The following is a 17867-nucleotide window of genomic DNA, read 5'->3' as shown; positions in this document are numbered from 1 at the left end:
ATGGGGCATTTTAAAGCCCCATCTTTTGATCTTAAGCGACCTGGTTTTCAAATAAATGCAAGTTAACCGCACTTAACCAAACAGTTTGATTTGGGCGGAATTGATGCGCTCTCGCTTCATCAGGTGTGAGTAAAATTTCGATCAGATTGCCTTGACGGTCATTTAGCTCTGCAACGACTTTACCCGCGATCCATAATTCACGAATGAAGGTCGCCTGAATGGCATTGTCGTGTGGCTGTGCATGGATGCGTAGTTCATCTGGACGTGCGAATAAAATCACTTCACCTTGAGCGGCATTTTTTGCACCCTCGAATTGAATACGGTCTTCACCGAGCTGGATGATGCCTGCATTGTTTTGACCTTCAAAACGGTTCGCCTGACCCAAAAAGTCGAATACAAATGGAGTTTTCGGGGTTTCATAGACCTCACGCGGTGAACCGATCTGCTCTACATTGCCTTTGTTCATTACTACGATCTGATCTGCAACTTCAAGTGCTTCTTCCTGATCATGAGTCACGAAGATCGAAGTAATATGCAATTCGTCATGCAGGGTACGTAACCAGCGACGCAGTTCCTTACGTACTTTGGCATCCAGTGCACCGAAAGGTTCATCTAGTAATAATACACGTGGTTCAACGGCCAGAGCACGTGCAAGGGCAATACGCTGACGCTGACCCCCAGAAAGTTGAGCTGGATATCGGTCAGCCAGGAAACCGAGCTGAACCAAGTCGAGTAAACGTGTCACGCGTTTTTTAATTTCCGCTTCCGATGGACGGGTTTTACGTGGACGCACACGCAGGCCAAAGGCGATGTTGTCAAATACCGTCATATGACGGAACAGGGCATAGTGCTGGAATACAAAACCGACTTCACGCTCACGCACATGAACATTGGTGGCATCCTGACCTTCTAAAATCACTTGGCCACCATCCGCAGATTCCAGGCCGGCAATAATCCGTAGCAAAGTGGTTTTGCCACAACCAGATGGGCCAAGAAGCGCGACCAGTTGACCATCTGGGAAATCCAGCGAGATATTTTTCAGTGCATGGAATGCACCAAAGTGTTTTTCAATATTTTGTACTTGAATACTCATGTGGGCATTCCTTAAGAAACTGTTGAATCTTCATTACGTTTGTCTTGTTTTTCCTGGCGCAGTTCCACCCATGTTTTTAAAATCAGGGTCACAATTGCGAGGAGAGCCAGAAGCGAAGACACGGCAAACGCAGCACTAAAGGTATATTCGTTATAAAGAATTTCGACGTGTAGCGGTAAGGTATTGGTTTCACCACGGATATGGCCGGAAACCACCGACACCGCACCAAATTCACCCATGGCCCGCGCATTACACAGAATCACGCCATAGATCAGACCCCATTTGATATTGGGCAGGGTCACTTTCCAGAAAGTCTGCCAGCCAGATGCACCGAGTACAATCGCAGCTTCTTCTTCTTCGGTTCCTTGTGCTTCCATTAACGGAATTAGCTCACGCGCAACAAAAGGTACCGTAATAAAGATAGTCGCTAGGACAATCGCAGGCACTGCATAAAGGATCTTGATATCGTGATCCATCAGCCAAGAACCCATCCAGCCTTGGGTACCGAAAATCAGCACCAGCATCATACCCGCGATCACAGGTGAAACCGAGAAAGGGAGATCAATAATGGTGGTCAGGAATGATTTCCCCGGAAAGTTGAACTTCGCCACAGACCAGGCTGCCGCAACACCAAATACGACGTTAAGCGGTACTGCGATTGCAGCAGTCAGCAAGGTAAGTTTCACGGCTGACAAGGTATCCGGATGCACCAGCGCTTGGGTATAAACACCAACCCCTTGTTTAAATGCTTCAACAAAAACCAGAATCAAGGGCAGAATCAAGCAGCTCAAAAAGAAAATCAGCGCAATCGTGAGCAGGGTATAACGTACCCAGGTCGGCTCGCGGGTTGCATCGCGGGATTGCAGCTTTTCAGCCAGCGCATTGCTGTTGGTATTTAAACTCATCGCGCAGTTCTCCCGGTACGACGGCTGGCCCATGCCTGTAATAAGTTAATCAGGAATAGCATCACGAAGGAAATCAGTAGCATGACGACAGCAATCGTGGTTGCACCAGCATAGTCATATTCTTCTAAACGAGAAATAATCATTAACGGTGCAATTTCCGTTTCAAAAGGCTGGTTACCGGCAATAAAGATGACGGAACCATATTCACCGACACCACGGGCAAAGGCTAAAGCAAAACCAGTGATCAGCGCAGGCAGCAGAATTGGAAAAATCACTTTGGTCACAATCTGAAAACGGTTGGCACCTAATGCAGAAGCCGCTTCTTCCAGTTCAGTTTCCAGATCGCTGAGGACTGGCTGAACGGTACGCACTACAAAAGGCAGACCAATAAAGATCAATGCCAGTGTAATACCAATCGGGGTATAAGCGACTTGAATGCCAATCGGTTCTAAATATTGACCAATCCAGCCGGTCGGTGCATATAAAGAGGTCAGGGCAATACCCGCAACTGCGGTTGGCAAGGCAAAAGGCAAATCTACCAGAGCATCGACTATACGTTTGCCCGGAAAGCTGTAACGTACCAGACACCACGCCAGCAACAGGCCAAACACTACATTGACCAGTGCAGCGACAATGGCCGCGGTGAAACTTAACTGCAATGATTTCAAGATACGTTCAGAGCTCAGGATTTCCCATAAGCCATCCCAGCCAATGCCCAGTGATTTAATAAAAACAGCTGATAGCGGGATCAAAACGATTAATGACAAATACGCTAGGGTAAAGCCTAGAGAAAGACCAAATCCTGGCAGCACTCGGGATCGCTGCGACATGATTACTCCTCAAAAGAGAGAATGCTGATTAAAAATAACCAGCGAAATTAGAAAATAAATTTGGCACAAGCATAGTTTGCAGCGACTAAAATGCAAATTTAAAATAATACTTGCTCTCATCAACTTTGCTGATATGGGGCATAGTGTTTTCTGAAATCAAATATTGTTCAATTCCAGGAAAAGGGCCAAAACCAGAAGCGACATTGACATGACCGACTGCGCCCAGATTGATCGGTTTAATTTTCCAGGCTTGGGCCAGTATGTGCGCATCTTCAAAGCTTAACCATAGATCATTTTCACTGATCAATAACGTAGTGGGCACTTGAAGCTTGAGCTGTTGAAAATAGGCGCTGTAGTCTGTTTGACTATCACGCGCAAAACCATTTTCCCCAAACCGTGCCGGATTAGCCGGTGCCACCAATAGCAGATTTTTTACTTTTGCATTGAGTTCCGGATGTCGGGCAAGAGCCGCAATACTGGTCAGACAGCCAAAGCTGTGCGCGACAATCTGAACCTCTGCTGGAATGGCTTGCAGAGTTTTGACAAATTCTGCCACCCAGATATCCAGTACCGGATGATTCCAGTCCTTTTGCTGCACACGGGAGCATCGCATCAGCCGGTGCTGTAAGCAGGTTTGCCAGTGGTTGTATTCACTGCCACCTACACCGGGAACGATAAGCGTATGAATCATGTCGATGCTCCTGTATCAATCAGCCTGGAGGATTATTTTGCGCTGTTGGCTTTGACGATCTGGTCAAAGACACCACCATTTTCAAAGTGGGCTTTTTGTACCTTGTTCCAGCCGCCAAATTCCTGATCAATCGTCACCAGTTTTAGTGGTTTGAACACATGCTTATATTTTTTTAAAGCGGCTTCACTACGTGGACGATAATAATGTTTGCCTGCCAGGTCTTGCCCCAATGGTGAATACAGGAAGTTCAAATAGCCTTGAGCCAAGTGCTGGTTGCCTTTTTTCTTGGCATTTTTTTCTACAATCGCCACCGGTGGCTCAGCGAGAATAGACAGAGAAGGAGTAATAATTTCAAATTTTCCCGGCTGTTCGCGAAGGGCCAAATGTGCTTCGTTTTCCCAAGCGAGTAAAACATCCCCGATGCCGCGTTCAGCAAAAGTCGTGGTTGAGCCACGTGCCCCAGAATCCAGCACTTTGGTATTTTTATAAATTTTACGGACAAATTCTTGCGCAGTCTTATCATTACCGCCCGCCTGATGTTTGGCCCAAGCCCAAGCCGCCAGATAATTCCAGCGAGCCCCACCTGAGGTTTTTGGATTTGGGGTAATGATTGCTACACCCGGTTTGACCAGATCACCCCAATCTTTAATTGCTTTAGGATTGCCTTTACGTACCAGAAAAACGATGGTTGAAGTATAAGGCGTCGAGTTTTGCGGCAATTTCTTCTGCCAGTCCGCAGGTAATAGTTTTGCTTTTTCTGCCAGCACATCAATATCGGCTGCCAGTGCCAGCGTGACCACATCCGCATCCAGACCATCAATCACTGAACGTGCCTGTTTGCCTGAACCGCCATGTGATTGCTTGAAATTGATTTTTTGTCCGGTACGGCTTTCCCAGTATTTGCCAAAATTCTTATTTACATCTTCATACAGTTCACGGGTCGGATCGTAGGATACATTGAGAAAATCACGTGCTGTTGCACCGAAAGAGGTTGCCGAGATAACAGCTGCTAAAACCCCAAGTTTTAATGTGTTTGAAATGCTCATCTGGACTGAATCTCTGATATGTTCTGTAACATAAGCGCAGAATAAACTTATTCTTTATGCATAAAAAATAATTAAAAATGAATTTTATATGAAAAAAAGAGATAAATAAGTTCTTAAGTGATTGAAATAAGAATGGCCTTATGAATAAAGGCCATAATGAACTGCATTTAAAGCATTATTTTGCATGGTTGGCTTTGACAATCTGGTCAAAGATACCGCCGTTATCAAAATGCTGTTTCTGAACCTTAGTCCAGCCACCGAACTCTTTATCGATGGTCACCAGTTTTAATGATTTGAACACACTGTTGTACTGCTTCAAGACATTCGCATTACGTGGACGGTAAAAGTTTTTCGCAGCCACAGTTTGCCCAGCAGGTGAATACAGATAATTCAAATAGGCTTTGGCCAGATGTTCATTGCCATCTTTCTTCGCATTCTTTTCTACAATCGCCACCGGTGGTTCAGCCAGAATAGACAAAGAAGGGGTAATGATTTCAAATTTGCCCGGCTGTTCGCGGACGGCCAAATGCGCTTCATTTTCCCAAGCGAGCAAGACGTCACCGATGCCGCGCTCAGCAAAAGTCGTAGTAGCACCACGCGCACCCGAATCCAGTACTTTGGTATTTTTATAGATTTGACGGACAAAGTCTTGTGCTTTGGCATCATTGCCACCTTTTTGATGTTTGGCCCACGCCCAGGCAGCTAAATAATTCCAGCGCGCCCCACCTGAGGTTTTCGGGTTTGGAGTAATAATGTCTACGCCCGGTTTAACCAGATCGCCCCAATCCTTGATTCCTTTTGGATTGCCTTTACGTACCAAAAACACAATCGTCGAAGTATAAGGCGTCGAGTTTTGCGGGAATTTCTTCTGCCAGTCTTTCGGCAGCAAACCGCGCTCTGCAATTTCATCAATATCTGCCGCCAGTGCCAGTGTCACGACATCTGCATCCAGACCATCAATCACCGCACGTGCCTGTTTGCCTGAACCGCCATGCGACTGTTTATAATTGACTTCCTGGCCAGTGGTTTTTTTCCAGTAAGCACTGAATTCTTTATTAAAGTTGTCGTACAATTCGCGAGTCGGGTCATAAGACACGTTCAGGAAATCTTTTGCTGAAACGCTTAAGGCGCTTGCTGAAAGTAGCGCTGCCAGTACCCCAATTTTTAATTTACGCGTGTTCATTTTTTGCCTCAAGTTTTTTAGCTTTTGTTAGATGAGGCAAGAATAGCTTGAGATTTTTTGCATAAAAAATAATTAAAAAAGAATTGGATGTGAGTAAAAAAGATATATAGGTGAAGCCTGAATCTGACTGCTCAATTTTTCATTTTAGAGGCTGCAAAATATGCTGTATTTAAAAAATGCCCAACAGGTCAGCCAGATAGATGTGCTGGATCGTGGCTTTCATTATGGTGATGGCTGTTTTACCACGGCCCGGATTCGGCATAACCGGATTGAATTATATGATCGTCATCTGGCACGTTTGCACATTAGCAATCAGAAATTAAGCCTGAATGCCAATCTTGATCTGATTGCAGAAAGCTTACAGATTTTACGTGCATCAGAACATGAACTGAATGGCACATTGAAAATCGTGCTGAGTCGTGGAATTGGTCAGCGCGGTTATAGCTTGCCGGATCATCCTGCAGATCTCTGGCTATTTTATTATCCTCAAACCGTACAGGATTTTAAGTTTGAGCAGATTCAAAGTGGCATTTTACAGCAGGCATTAGGACTGACGATGCCGAGTCTGGTAGGGCTAAAAACCTTAAACCGTCTAGAGCAGGTTTTGCTGAAACAGGAAGCAGATCAAAGCGGCTGGCCTGAGGCCCTGGTGACAGATGTACAGGGCGGTGTTGTCGAAGGGGTAAGCAGTAATTGTTTCATTCGTATAAACAATACATGGATTACGCCGGAACTTCGTTATAATGGCGTCTTCGGTGTCATGCGTGCAGAAATTCTACAACGTATGCAAGATCAGGGAATTAGCTGTCAGCAACGCTGTATCGATATGGATGAAATCAACCATATTCAAAGCCTGTTTTTCTGCAATGCACTCAGCCCGATGAAAATTGTCACGCAATTTGAGCAGCGAACCTTGGATGGCGATGCTTGTATTGAAATTTTTAACCGTCTTCGATTGAACCAGATGTCTTAATATGTCAGCTTCCAAACCTAAAGCCAAAAAGAAAAATAAAGCGAGATTCTCCTCATCTTTCAAAGGAATTGCCTTGGTCCTGATGGGGATTGCTTTGATCTTGGCGTTGATCCTGAAAAGCAGTTTGTGGAAGGAGTATCCTGTCGAAGGAAAAAAACAGCTGCTCGCGATTGAATCTGGTCAAACCTATTCCGGTTTTATTGATCGTCTGGCCAAAGAAAATCAGGTGAGTTTTCCGATCATTCTCAAGCTGTATCAGCGCATCATGATTCATGACAGCATGAAAGCGGGCGTCTATGAAGTGCGCCAGGGCATGAGCATCCGTCAGGTCTTGGAGATGATTTCCGATGCAGACAATGCCCAGATGAGCCGGATTCTGGTGATTGAAGGAACGACTTTTAAGCAACTGATTGATGCCCTGAAGAAAAATGATCTGGTCACCAAAGAAGTGCTGCATCTGCCTACTGAGCAATTACTCAAAGAACTGAATATTCCGTTTTCACATCCTGAAGGGCTGTTTGCACCGGATACTTATTTCTTTGCCAAAGGTGAAACTGACCGTAAAATTCTGACCAATCTTTATCAGCGACAGATGAAAGCACTGGATGAGGCGTGGGCGAAACGTGCAACTGATCTGCCATATCAGAATAAATATGACGCGCTGATTATGGCATCGATTATTGAAAAAGAGACCAGTGTAGATCGTGAATTGGAACAGGTTTCTGGGGTATTTGTACGCCGTTTAAAAATTGGCATGCGTTTACAGACCGATCCAACAGTGATTTACGGAATGGGCGATAATTATAATGGCAATATTACCCGTAAAGATTTACGCACACCGACGCCGTATAACACCTATACTATTTCAGGTTTGCCGCCAACGCCAATTGCGTTGCCAAGCAAGAAAGCCATTGAAGCAGCCATGCATCCGGATAATTCTGACAACCTGTATTTTGTCGCTACCGGTAATGGTGGACATAAGTTCACGAGCAATCTGAATGACCACAATAAAGCCGTACAGGAATATCTGACGATTTTACGCTCGAAAAATAAGGAATGAGTATGTTTATTAGCTTTGAAGGCACAGAAGGTGTAGGTAAAACCACGCTCATTCGTTCGATCTATGAAGACTTTATCGCCCAGGGCAAAGATGTTATTTTGACTCGTGAACCCGGTGGAACCCCGATGGCTGAGCAGATTCGCTCGCTGTTGCTGGCTGTGAACCATGAAGAAGCCATGGCGCATGATACCGAGCTGTTATTGATGTATGCGGCGCGTGCCCAGCATCTGGCACAAGTGATTCTGCCCGCATTAGAAGCTGGGAAAATTGTCTTATGTGACCGTTTTAGCGATGCCAGCTTTGCCTATCAATGTGCAGGTCGGGGGGTGAGTGAAACCAAGTTGCAATTACTCAATGACCACTTTGTCGCACGCATGCCGGACATCACGTTCTGGTTAGAAGCACCTATTGAACTGGGGATGAACCGAGCACGTGAACGTGGTGCGCTGGATCGCTTTGAACAGGAAAAAGTCACTTTCTTTGAGAAAGTGAGAGCAGGATATGAAAGCTTGTGGCAGCGTCATCCTGAACGGATCAAACGTCTGGATGCAACTCAAACGCCTGAGCAGGTATTTGAGCAGGCCTTAAGTTATTTAAAATAAGCTTGGAATTAAAATACTTTTTATTTAATTTTTCTCTAGGTTTATCTGTGAAGAATCTTCTATATTAAGACTGATATAGAAGATTTTTTAATCATATGAAAACGACCAAAACTGAGATAGAACAATTTTTACAAAAAGAATTTCCGCAAAGTCTGGAGAAGTGCCGGATTGAAGCCGTTTCTCCGCGTGGAGCCACTCTGGTTTATCAGGTGAGATCAGAAGAATTGCGCCCAGGCGGCACAGTTTCTGGCCCAACCATGATGACCTTGGCGGATTTTGCTCTTTATGTCGCCATTCTGGGTGAAATTGGATTGGTCGGTTTGGCCGTGACCACTAACTTGAATATCAATTTTTTACGTAAACCTTCTGGTGGAACGGATATACGGGGAGAGTGTAAGCTGATCAAGGTCGGCAAGGCACTGATCGTGGGAGAAGTCTGGATTTATTCGATAGATCATGAAGAACCTGTGGCGCATGTGACCGGAACATATTCAATTCCACCACAACGTTAAATATTTGAAATTAGAAGACTGGCTATAAATAGCCTAAGCTGACTTTGAGCAAATAAAAATCTAAAAAGAAAAGGAGATATCATCCAAGGATGTTATCTCCATCTACTTTTAACAATTCACCAAAGGTGTTTCCACTTCAAAATTTGGTGGGACGAGGACTGTTTTGCGTAGTTCTGGTAGCAGCTCTGGATAATCCAGGGTGAAATGCAGACCGCGAGATTCTTTGCGGTGCATGGCACAGCGTACAATCATCTCGGACACCAGCACCAGATTACGTAACTCAATCAGATTTTTGCTGACCTGGTAATCCTGATAATACTCGGTAATTTCTTTTTTCAGCATTTCAATACGATGTAGCGCACGTTCCAGGCGTTTGGTCGTGCGTACGATTCCGACATAGTTCCACATGGTTTGACGCAGTTCATCCCAGTTTTGCAGAATCACCACATCCTCATCCGGGTTGGTCACCTGAGAATCATCCCAAGCTGGAACTGCAGGAGCTGGCTGATCGGCCTTGAAATTTTCCTGAATGTGCTTGGCTGCACTCATTCCATAGACAAAACATTCTAAAAGTGAGTTACTGGCCATACGGTTAGCACCATGCAGGCCAGTATAAGAGGTTTCCCCAATTGCATAGAGTCCGGCAATATCTGTCTGGCTATGTTCATCGACCACAACACCACCGCAAGTATAATGGGCTGCCGGAACGACTGGAATCATGTCTTTGGTAATATCGATCCCTAGTTCAAGCAGACGGGCATACAGGGTAGGGAAATGCTCTTTGACAAAGCTTTCATCTTTATGGGTAATGTCCAGCCAGACATGACGAATACCGAGCCGCTTGATTTCATAGTCGATGGCACGTGCCACGATATCACGCGGTGCGAGTTCGGCGCGCTCGTCAAAACGCAGCATAAAGCGTTCACCATCAGGCAGACGCAGATAAGCGCCTTCACCACGCATTGCTTCAGTAATCAGGAAAGAACGTGCTTGTGGATGATAAAGGCAGGTCGGGTGAAACTGGTTAAATTCCATGTTGGCGACCCGGCAGCCGGCACGATAAGCCATGGCAATACCATCACCCGTGGCAATGTCGGGATTTGAGGTGTAAAGATAAGCTTTCATAGCACCGCCACAGGCAAGGGCGGTAAATGGAGCCAAGAAGGTATGCACTTTTTCAGTTGTTTCATCCAGGGCATATAAACCCAGCGCACGATTATCGCCGTCTAAACCGAGCTTTTGTGAACAGATCAGGTCAATCGCAATATAATTTTCAAAGATTTTAATATTCTGTTTTTCTTGGGCCCGTTGTACCAAGGTGGTGGAAATGGCACGACCAGTCGCATCGGCCGCATGAATAATTCGGCGCTGTGAATGACCACCTTCACGGGTGAGATGTAACTGTTCCTGTTCATCCAGAGTAAATTGCACGCCGTGTTTCAGCAGGAAATCAACTGAAGGTTTGCCACCTTCTACCGTCTGTTTAACCGCATCCATTTCACATAGCTGTGCGCCTGCAATCATCGTGTCATCAATATGCTGTTCAATTGAGTCCATTTCATCCAATACTGCGGCCACGCCACCTTGAGCATAAAAAGTGCTGGCATCTGTCAGGGTAGATTTCGCCAAGACTGCAATATTAAAATGATCTGGGAGCGATAAGGCTAAACTTAAACCGGCACCGCCACTGCCCACAATAATGACGTCAAATTGATGGGTAAGGGATAAATTAGACATGTCCATCAGCTAATTTTAAAAAAAGTTTGGTAATAACAGCGCTTTTTTGTACAAAAGGCAAGCGTTGAAGTGCTCATTTATTGATGAAAAAAATTAATCAAAGCCTTAACTTAATGCTTTAATAGTGAGATATTGCCCAGAATAAAGTATTGAAACATATTATTACTTAAACTTTACAGTGTTTGTGATAAAACCTATTTACATAAATTTATCAACAATTTGAGTGAATAATTTATATGAAAATTCTAGACTTAAAAAAAGGATTATTTGCAGCGACCCTCACCATGAGTGCTGCACAGTTGCAGGCGGTCACGCCGGTTGATTTTTCAAATCTGGTCGAGCAGGTCAGTCCTGCAGTGGTCAGTGTCAATGTCGTTAAAAAAATGAGCGAAGAAGAGCTCTTACAACAACAAGTTCCGGAAATTCTGCGCCGCTTTTTTGGCAATCAGGTAATTATTCCGCAGCAGCGTATGCCGCAGGAAAAAACCGGTTATGGCAGTGCATTTTTTATCAGCAAGGATGGCTATCTGCTGACCAATCACCATGTGGTTGAAGATGCTTCCAAAGTCACCATTACCTTGAATGATCGCCGGGAAATTGATGCAACTGTTGTCGGCAGTGATGCGCGTACCGACGTAGCTTTGCTGAAGGTAAATGGCTCGAATTTTCCAGAATTACGGACTGGAGATGTCGGACGCTTACGTGTTGGTGAGCCTGTACTCGCCATTGGTTCACCATTTGGTTTTGATTATTCCGCTTCTGCCGGAATTGTTAGTGCCAAAATGCGTAATATGATGGGCGAAACTGCAGTACCTTTCATCCAGACAGATGTAGCATTGAACCCGGGTAACTCAGGTGGTCCTCTATTTAACCAGCGTGGTGAAGTAGTCGGTGTTAACTCACGGATCTTTAGTGGAACCGGTGGGTATATGGGCTTGTCTTTTTCCATTCCGATTGATGTCGCGATGGAAGTTGCAGATCAGCTGAAGAAAAATGGTAAAGTGACGCGTTCTTATCTGGGTGTAAGTTTGCAGGATATCGACCGTAACCTTGCTGAATCTTATAATCTGCCTAAGCCTGAAGGTTCCTTGGTGACTCAGGTTGCACCGAACTCACCGGCTGCACGTGCAGGTCTGCGTGCGAGTGACGTCATCTTAAAATACAACGGTACCCCAATTTCACGTACCAGCGAGTTGTTGAACTATTTGAACCGTACTGCGCCTCAGCAGCAGGTACAGCTTGAAATCTTGCGTGATGATAAACGCCGTAGTCTTTCAGCGACTTTAAGTGCGGCACCAGATGATACGCCAGCAAAAGCAGGCACGCAGGCTCAGCCGAACAAAGGGCCAGTGATTGGGGTTTCAATTCGTGATCTTAGTCCGGCAGAGCTGGCGCAGTTAGAAATCAAAGGCGGGGTGGTGATTCAGGATGTACGACCGGGTGGTATTGCAGCACAGGCACGAATTATGCCGAATGATGTGATCACGCAAATTAATAACCAGAAAGTACTGAATTCCAATCAGTTTGTGCAAGAGGTGTCTGAGCTGAAAAAGGGTAGCATCGCGCGTGTCACCTTGATTCGTCAGGGGCAGCTTGCGGTAGTCGGGATGCGGATCTCATAAGATTGCTAGATTTTCTTGAAAGACCGCTTGTATAAGCGGTTTTTTATTTTTTGCAATTTACCCGAGCGATAAATTCGGTAGACTTTATAGCCTTAAAATCATGGAAAGGATAACAGCACAGTGAGCGGTATTTTTGATCTTGCATTAAGGGTTCAAGCCAAACATATTGATGGTTTGGGTCATGTGAACAATGTGATCTATGTGCAATGGATGCAGGATGTCGCATCAGCTCATATTGAAAAACTGGGCTTGGGGCTCAAGCAATATGTGGAACTGAAACATGCCATGGTCGCGGTTGAGCATCAGGTGCAATACCGTAAGGCGGCTTTTGAGGGGGACGAGATTATTTTGCGCACCTGGCTGAATGATATCAATGCCTTGTATTCATTTCGACAATATGCATTCTATCGGCCACAGGATCAAACCCTGTTATTTACCGGAAGTACGCAATGGGCCTGTATTGAAATGGCCACAGGGCGCCCAAAACGCATGTCACCAACTTTTACCCAGGCTTATCAGCCACTTTCAGAACATGTAAATCCTTTTGATTTTTCAACTTTACATCTGGATTAATGAGGCAACATTTTCCAGTTTGATCAGTACACTTTGATAATATTGATGAAGAAGTGGAGTTGGGGAGCTATTTTCTAATCATGGTGATCCAGACATCATCTGACCGATGTGTACACGACATAGGGAATAAAGGAAAAAATATAATTCTTTTTCTAGATCACCATTCTGCTATAATCCTTCGCAATTTCTATTCGGCTTTTGTTATGTAATATTTTTAAATTACATAGCGCGTTTTTTTCTCAAGGTAACCCATGGCGCAAGCTAAAAAATCTGTTGATATTAAAAACATTCGTAACTTCTCGATTATTGCGCACATTGACCACGGTAAATCGACCCTAGCGGATCGCTTTATTCAAACTTGTGGCGGTTTGCAAGATCGTGAAATGCAGGCTCAAGTCCTTGACTCAATGGAGCTTGAGCGCGAACGTGGGATTACCATTAAAGCCACTTCGGTAACCTTGTACTATACTCATCCCAACGGTCAAGAGTATCAGTTGAACTTTATTGATACGCCGGGGCACGTCGATTTCTCGTATGAAGTATCACGTTCGCTTGCTGCCTGTGAAGGTGCCTTGCTTGTTGTAGATGCTGCGCAGGGCGTAGAAGCACAGTCTGTTGCCAACTGCTATACCGCAATTGAACAAGGTCTGGAAGTACTTCCGGTACTGAACAAGATCGACTTGCCGCAAGCTGAACCTGAACGTGTGATTCAGGAAATTGAAGATATTATCGGGATTGAAGCCACAGAAGCGCCGACCTGTTCTGCAAAAACAGGTTTAGGTATTGAAGGTGTGCTTGAAACACTGGTCAATGTAATTCCTGCACCTGAGGGGGATCGCGAAGCGCCGTTACAAGCGCTGATTGTGGATTCTTGGTTTGATAACTACCTGGGTGTGGTTTCTCTGGTTCGGGTCAAGCAGGGTCGAGTGCGTAAAGGCGACAAGATGTTGATCAAATCAACTGGTCAAACGCATATTATTACTTCTGTAGGTATCTTTAACCCGAAACATACTGAAACCGGTATGCTGGAAGCGGGTGAAGTTGGCTTTGTGATTGCTGGTATTAAAGATATTTTCGGTGCGCCAGTCGGTGATACGATTACCTTGGCAACCACACCTGAAGTGGCAACATTGCCGGGCTTTAAAAAGGTGAAACCACAGGTTTATGCTGGTCTATTCCCGATTGATGCCAGCGATTTTGAACCTTTCCGTGAAGCATTGCACAAGCTGCAAATCAATGACTCGGCTTTGTTCTTTGAACCTGAAAGTTCAGATGCGCTCGGTTTTGGTTTCCGCTGTGGTTTCTTGGGCATGCTGCACATGGAAATCGTACAGGAGCGTCTGGAACGCGAGTATGATCTTGACCTGATTTCTTCTGCGCCAACCGTAATTTATGAAGCGGTGATGAAGAATGGTCAGACGATTTATATCGACAGTCCATCCAAAATGCCGGATGGTTCAACGGTTGAAGATTTACGTGAACCGATTGCTGAGTGTCATATTCTGGTACCGCAAGAATACTTGGGTAACGTCATGACGTTATGTGTTGAGCGCCGTGGTGTGCAAAAAGACATGAAGTTTATGGCGAATCAGGTTTCCATTACTTTCGAAATTCCAATGGCCGAAGTGGTCATGGACTTCTTTGATAAATTGAAGTCTTGTTCACGTGGTTTTGCATCACTGGACTATAACTTTGTCCGTTTTGAAAGCTCATCTTTGGTAAAAGTAGATGTCTTGATCAATGGTGAAAAAGTCGATGCCTTGGCGATGATCTGCCACCGTAATGATGCACGTCATCGTGGTATTGCACTGGTTGAAAAAATGAAAGACCTGATTCCACGTCAAATGTTTGATGTCGCGATTCAGGCAGCAATTGGTGCCCAAATTATTGCACGTTCGACTGTGAAAGCGATGCGTAAAAACGTATTGGCGAAGTGTTATGGTGGTGACGTGTCACGTAAGAAAAAACTTCTGTCTAAACAGAAAGAAGGTAAGAAACGCATGAAACAGGTGGGTAGCGTAGAAATCCCGCAAGAAGCGTTCTTAGCCGTATTAAAAGTCGAACGCTAAAATAATAAGGATATAAGCCCATGGATTTTGATTTTAATTTGATTCTTGTGCCTGCGACCCTGTTTTTTGTCGCAGTGTGGTTGCTAGACAAGTTTGTTTTGAAACAAAGACAAACCCGAGGCAAGGGCCATGAGAATTTCATTATCACCTGGGCTTATGACTTTTGGCCGGTACTGACCATTGTGCTGGTACTGCGTTCATTTTTATATGAACCTTTTAATATTCCATCCGATTCGATGGTGCCCACGCTGGAAACCGGCGATTTTATTCTCGTGAATAAATTTGACTATGGCATCAAACTGCCTATGGTCAATACCAAAATTATTGATACCGGCAGTCCGGAACGTGGTGATGTGGCAGTGTTCCGTTATCCACCGCAACCGACCATCAGTTATATCAAGCGTATTGTCGGCTTGCCAGGCGATCATATTGTTTATGATCATGGCCAGTTGAGCATTAATGGTGAAAAAGTAGCGAAAGTTCCAGTAGAATTTAGCCGCGAAAAAGACCGTTTAGATACTCCAAATGCCATTTATCATAAAGAAACCTTGGGTGAGCATACCTTTACCATGCGTGAGCTGGAAGGCGTGAATGTCGCGCGTCAGGCGCCTTTTATTAACTATCTGGAAAATGGTAAATATTCAGGTGAAAATGGTTTATATTGGGAAGTGAAAGTGCCAGAAGGTCATTACTTTGCGATGGGGGATAATCGCGATCAGAGTGCTGACAGTCGTTTCTGGGGGCTTGTTCCGGAAGAAAACTTAACAGGTCGTGCCTTCTATATCTGGATGCATAAAGAGCCTGGCTTTAAATTGCCATCGTTTGGTCGAAACGGAACAATCGATTAATTGTTTCAATCAGGAAAATAAAAATGAGACATCAACAAGGTGCTTCTTATATTGGGGTTTTATTTGCAATCGTGGGCTTTGCATTTCTTGCAAAAGTGGCGATTGCGGTGTGGGGACCATACTTCGATGATCGTATGGTAGATGGTGAGATTGAAGCGCTGTTGAAAAGTGCTCCAGCCAATATAACGCCAGAAAAATTCCGTCAACAGATGAGTCAGCGTTTAGACATGAATAATATTCGTGATCTGAAGTTTGACGAAATTGCCAAAGTCACCAATACCGATGGTTTACAGGTGCACAAGAATTATGAAATTCGTAAAAATTTCATAATGAATATCGATTTAGTGATGAAGTTTGAGAAAGAGTTTGATCAAAGCACAGTCAAAGCTAAATGATGAACGTCTTGCCAAACGGATCGGCTATCAGTTTAAACAGGCTGATTTGCTGAAACTGGCATTGACTCATCGTTCAGTCAGTCATAAACATAACTACGAGCGCCTGGAGTTTCTGGGCGATTCTCTTTTAGGGATGATCATTGCGAATTATCTTTTTAATGCCTATCCGAGTGAAAACGAAGGCCGGTTGACGCGTATGCGTGCCACCTTGGTTCGTCAGGAAGCATTAGGAAAAATCGCCAATGATTTAAAACTGAGCCAGAATTTAATTCTCAGTACCGGTGAATTGAAATCTGGCGGTCATCATCGTGAGTCTATACTGGCAGATACGGTAGAAGCCATTATTGGTGCAATCTATGTCGACTGCGGTGATCTCACTGTGCTAGAACCGATTGTGTTAAAATGGTACGAGCCATATTTGGATCATATTGAGCCGACAGATCAGCTTAAAGACCCTAAATCTCGCTTACAAGAGTATTTACAAGCACGTAAGAAACCTCTCCCAGTTTACGAGGTTGTAGATATTCAAGGTGATGCCCCCAATCAGCATTTTAAAGTGGAATGCCAGATTGCGGGATTGCCGACCATGCAAGGCGAAGGCGCGAGCCGCCGTTTTGCTGAACAAGCCGTTGCGGCGGATATTTTGAAACTTTTGGAGCATAAGTCTTAATGACTACTCATTCCGATCACATTGATGCTGATCACGAGTCGCAAAGCGACAGTCACGACCTTATTGGTCAATTTTTTAGCGCACAAGGCACCGAAATCCCGTCGGATTATCGCAGTGGTTTTGTTGCCATTGTAGGCCGCCCGAATGTGGGTAAATCTACCTTAATGAACCATATTCTGGGTCAGAAACTTTCGATTACCTCACGTAAACCGCAAACTACACGTCATAAAATCGTGGGGATTGATTCACGTGAAAAATCTCAGGCGGTATTTGTCGATACCCCGGGGATGCATAAAAAAGAAGTCCGTGCCATCAATAAAATGATGAACCGTGCGGCACATTCGGCTTTGCGTGATGTGAACCTGGTTTTATTCGTGGTGGATGCGCAAAAGTGGACACCAAACGATGACCTGGTTCTGGAAAAGCTGAAAAATGCTGAAATGCCAGTCATTCTGGTGATCAACAAGCTGGATACTTTTGAAAACAAGAACGAAGCTCTGCCGCTGATTCGTGAACGCGAAAAACTGATGAACTTTGCAGAAATCGTGCCTGTATCTGCACTGCGTGGTGCCAATCTTGAACATTTACGTGACACGATTGCCAAGTATCTTCCATTCCAGCCACCACTGTATTCACTGGATCAACTGACCGATCGTTCAGAGCGTTTCCTGGCATCTGAAATTATCCGTGAAAAGATCATGCGCCAACTGGGTGAAGAGCTTCCATACGATTTGACCGTTCAGATCGAATCCTTCAAAACTGAAGAACCGGTCTTGAATGAAAAAACCGGTCGTATGAAGGCAGCATGTACCTATATTGATGCCACGATTTTTGTCGATCGCCCGAGCCAAAAAGCCATTGTGATTGGCGAAAAAGGTGTCAAACTGAAAAAAATCGGTATGGATGCGCGTCTCGACATGGAAAAAATGTTCGAACAGAAAATCATGCTAACCCTTTGGGTGAAAGTCAAAGGTGGCTGGTCTGATGATGAGCGTGCATTAAAAAGCTTAGGTTATAGTGATATCTAAGCGATAAAAATTTGTAAGACCCTTCGAGGA

Annotated in this window: 18 protein-coding genes; 11 read left to right on the top strand and 7 right to left on the bottom strand. The window is 44.7% G+C overall.

From position 1 onward, the window contains the following. Positions 1-31 precede the first annotated feature (31 nt). The 6 genes from NI465_RS12695 to NI465_RS12670 form a co-directional block, all read right to left on the bottom strand. Positions 32-1093 (bottom strand): sulfate/molybdate ABC transporter ATP-binding protein, encoded by a 1062-nt coding sequence (locus NI465_RS12695; protein WP_004645633.1) that lies wholly within the window; start codon positions 1091-1093, stop codon positions 32-34. Between the two features lie 11 nt (positions 1094-1104). After that, positions 1105-1998 (bottom strand): sulfate ABC transporter permease subunit CysW, encoded by an 894-nt coding sequence (gene cysW, locus NI465_RS12690; protein WP_004279077.1) that lies wholly within the window; start codon positions 1996-1998, stop codon positions 1105-1107. Beyond that, complete coding sequence (cysT, locus tag NI465_RS12685) at positions 1995-2828, bottom strand: sulfate ABC transporter permease subunit CysT (protein ID WP_004279076.1); 834 nt, start codon at positions 2826-2828, stop codon at positions 1995-1997. Before cysT ends, cysW begins: the two co-directional genes overlap by 4 nt. An 85-nt stretch (positions 2829-2913) precedes the next feature. After that, positions 2914-3519 carry an RBBP9/YdeN family alpha/beta hydrolase gene (locus NI465_RS12680; protein ID WP_253145548.1) on the bottom strand — a complete coding sequence of 202 codons (606 nt, stop codon included), beginning with the start codon at positions 3517-3519 and terminating at the stop codon, positions 2914-2916. Positions 3520-3551: 32 nt separating this feature from the next. Further along, positions 3552-4565 carry a sulfate ABC transporter substrate-binding protein gene (locus NI465_RS12675; protein WP_253145546.1) on the bottom strand — a complete coding sequence of 338 codons (1014 nt, stop codon included), beginning with the start codon at positions 4563-4565 and terminating at the stop codon, positions 3552-3554. Between the two features lie 175 nt (positions 4566-4740). Continuing rightward, entirely contained in the window at positions 4741-5748 is a 1008-nt protein-coding gene (locus tag NI465_RS12670) for a sulfate ABC transporter substrate-binding protein (protein ID WP_253145544.1), read from the bottom strand. A gap of 160 nt (positions 5749-5908) precedes the next feature. Between NI465_RS12670 and pabC the strand changes: the two genes are divergently transcribed. The 4 genes from pabC (at position 5909) to NI465_RS12650 (ending at position 8895) form a co-directional block, all read left to right on the top strand. Further along, positions 5909-6721, top strand: a complete 813-nt coding sequence (gene pabC, locus NI465_RS12665) for an aminodeoxychorismate lyase (RefSeq protein ID WP_005247525.1) — start codon at positions 5909-5911, stop codon at positions 6719-6721. Between the two features lies 1 nt (position 6722). After that, a complete protein-coding gene (gene mltG, locus NI465_RS12660) occupies positions 6723-7781 on the top strand; it encodes an endolytic transglycosylase MltG (RefSeq protein ID WP_005247523.1) in 1059 nt (352 codons plus the stop codon). A gap of 2 nt (positions 7782-7783) precedes the next feature. Then, positions 7784-8383, top strand: a complete 600-nt coding sequence (gene tmk / locus NI465_RS12655; protein WP_253145542.1) for a dTMP kinase — start codon at positions 7784-7786, stop codon at positions 8381-8383. Positions 8384-8478: 95 nt separating this feature from the next. After that, entirely contained in the window at positions 8479-8895 is a 417-nt protein-coding gene (locus tag NI465_RS12650) for a PaaI family thioesterase (protein WP_005106446.1), read from the top strand. 108 nt (positions 8896-9003) lie between these two features. On the opposite strand, the gene nadB is transcribed toward NI465_RS12650, so the two are convergent. Beyond that, positions 9004-10638, bottom strand: coding sequence for an L-aspartate oxidase (gene nadB, locus NI465_RS12645; protein WP_171260815.1), 1635 nt, complete (start codon positions 10636-10638; stop codon positions 9004-9006). 230 nt (positions 10639-10868) lie between these two features. Here nadB and NI465_RS12640 point away from each other — a divergent pair, with 230 nt between their 5' ends. From NI465_RS12640 to era, 7 genes are all read left to right on the top strand, one after another. Next, positions 10869-12254, top strand: a complete 1386-nt coding sequence (locus NI465_RS12640) for a Do family serine endopeptidase (protein WP_064096210.1) — start codon at positions 10869-10871, stop codon at positions 12252-12254. A 120-nt stretch (positions 12255-12374) separates the two neighbouring features. Then, positions 12375-12827 carry an acyl-CoA thioesterase gene (locus NI465_RS12635; RefSeq protein WP_114540890.1) on the top strand — a complete coding sequence of 151 codons (453 nt, stop codon included), beginning with the start codon at positions 12375-12377 and terminating at the stop codon, positions 12825-12827. Between the two features lie 251 nt (positions 12828-13078). Beyond that, positions 13079-14896 carry a translation elongation factor 4 gene (gene lepA, locus NI465_RS12630; RefSeq protein ID WP_004279065.1) on the top strand — a complete coding sequence of 606 codons (1818 nt, stop codon included), beginning with the start codon at positions 13079-13081 and terminating at the stop codon, positions 14894-14896. Positions 14897-14916: 20 nt separating this feature from the next. Beyond that, entirely contained in the window at positions 14917-15744 is an 828-nt protein-coding gene (gene lepB / locus NI465_RS12625; protein ID WP_129717231.1) for a signal peptidase I, read from the top strand. 23 nt (positions 15745-15767) lie between these two features. Then, on the top strand, positions 15768-16139 hold the full coding sequence (locus tag NI465_RS12620) for a DUF4845 domain-containing protein (protein ID WP_005265766.1): 372 nt from the start codon (positions 15768-15770) through the stop codon (positions 16137-16139). Further along, positions 16111-16809 carry a ribonuclease III gene (rnc, locus tag NI465_RS12615; RefSeq protein ID WP_004279062.1) on the top strand — a complete coding sequence of 233 codons (699 nt, stop codon included), beginning with the start codon at positions 16111-16113 and terminating at the stop codon, positions 16807-16809. The genes NI465_RS12620 and rnc overlap by 29 nt, the downstream gene beginning before the upstream one ends. Further along, the gene (gene era / locus NI465_RS12610; RefSeq protein ID WP_253145540.1) at positions 16809-17837 is read left to right on the top strand and encodes a GTPase Era; all 1029 of its coding nucleotides are present in this window, start codon (positions 16809-16811) and stop codon (positions 17835-17837) included. The genes rnc and era overlap by 1 nt, the downstream gene beginning before the upstream one ends. Positions 17838-17867 lie beyond the last annotated feature (30 nt).

This window comes from Acinetobacter lwoffii, assembly GCF_024129855.1.
In the GTDB taxonomy this organism is placed as follows: domain Bacteria; phylum Pseudomonadota; class Gammaproteobacteria; order Pseudomonadales; family Moraxellaceae; genus Acinetobacter; species Acinetobacter lwoffii_L.
Note: the sequence above shows the minus strand (reverse complement) of the source record. Positions and strands in the feature narration are given on the sequence as shown.

Bases quoted from the DNA above. Each gene is read 5' to 3' on its own strand.
- era (WP_253145540.1), top strand. From the start codon at position 16,809: ATGACTACTCATTCCGATCACATTGATGCTGATCACGAGTCGCAAAGC.
- NI465_RS12695 (WP_004645633.1), bottom strand. From the start codon at position 1,093: ATGAGTATTCAAGTACAAAATATTGAAAAACACTTTGGTGCATTCCAT.
- cysT (WP_004279076.1), bottom strand. From the start codon at position 2,828: ATGTCGCAGCGATCCCGAGTGCTGCCAGGATTTGGTCTTTCTCTAGGC.
- lepA (WP_004279065.1), top strand. From the start codon at position 13,079: ATGGCGCAAGCTAAAAAATCTGTTGATATTAAAAACATTCGTAACTTC.
- NI465_RS12620 (WP_005265766.1), top strand. From the start codon at position 15,768: ATGAGACATCAACAAGGTGCTTCTTATATTGGGGTTTTATTTGCAATC.
- NI465_RS12680 (WP_253145548.1), bottom strand. From the start codon at position 3,519: ATGATTCATACGCTTATCGTTCCCGGTGTAGGTGGCAGTGAATACAAC.
- mltG (WP_005247523.1), top strand. From the start codon at position 6,723: ATGTCAGCTTCCAAACCTAAAGCCAAAAAGAAAAATAAAGCGAGATTC.
- NI465_RS12640 (WP_064096210.1), top strand. From the start codon at position 10,869: ATGAAAATTCTAGACTTAAAAAAAGGATTATTTGCAGCGACCCTCACC.
- cysW (WP_004279077.1), bottom strand. From the start codon at position 1,998: ATGAGTTTAAATACCAACAGCAATGCGCTGGCTGAAAAGCTGCAATCC.
- nadB (WP_171260815.1), bottom strand. From the start codon at position 10,638: ATGGACATGTCTAATTTATCCCTTACCCATCAATTTGACGTCATTATT.
- NI465_RS12675 (WP_253145546.1), bottom strand. From the start codon at position 4,565: ATGAGCATTTCAAACACATTAAAACTTGGGGTTTTAGCAGCTGTTATC.
- NI465_RS12670 (WP_253145544.1), bottom strand. From the start codon at position 5,748: ATGAACACGCGTAAATTAAAAATTGGGGTACTGGCAGCGCTACTTTCA.
- lepB (WP_129717231.1), top strand. From the start codon at position 14,917: ATGGATTTTGATTTTAATTTGATTCTTGTGCCTGCGACCCTGTTTTTT.
- tmk (WP_253145542.1), top strand. From the start codon at position 7,784: ATGTTTATTAGCTTTGAAGGCACAGAAGGTGTAGGTAAAACCACGCTC.
- pabC (WP_005247525.1), top strand. From the start codon at position 5,909: ATGCTGTATTTAAAAAATGCCCAACAGGTCAGCCAGATAGATGTGCTG.
- NI465_RS12650 (WP_005106446.1), top strand. From the start codon at position 8,479: ATGAAAACGACCAAAACTGAGATAGAACAATTTTTACAAAAAGAATTT.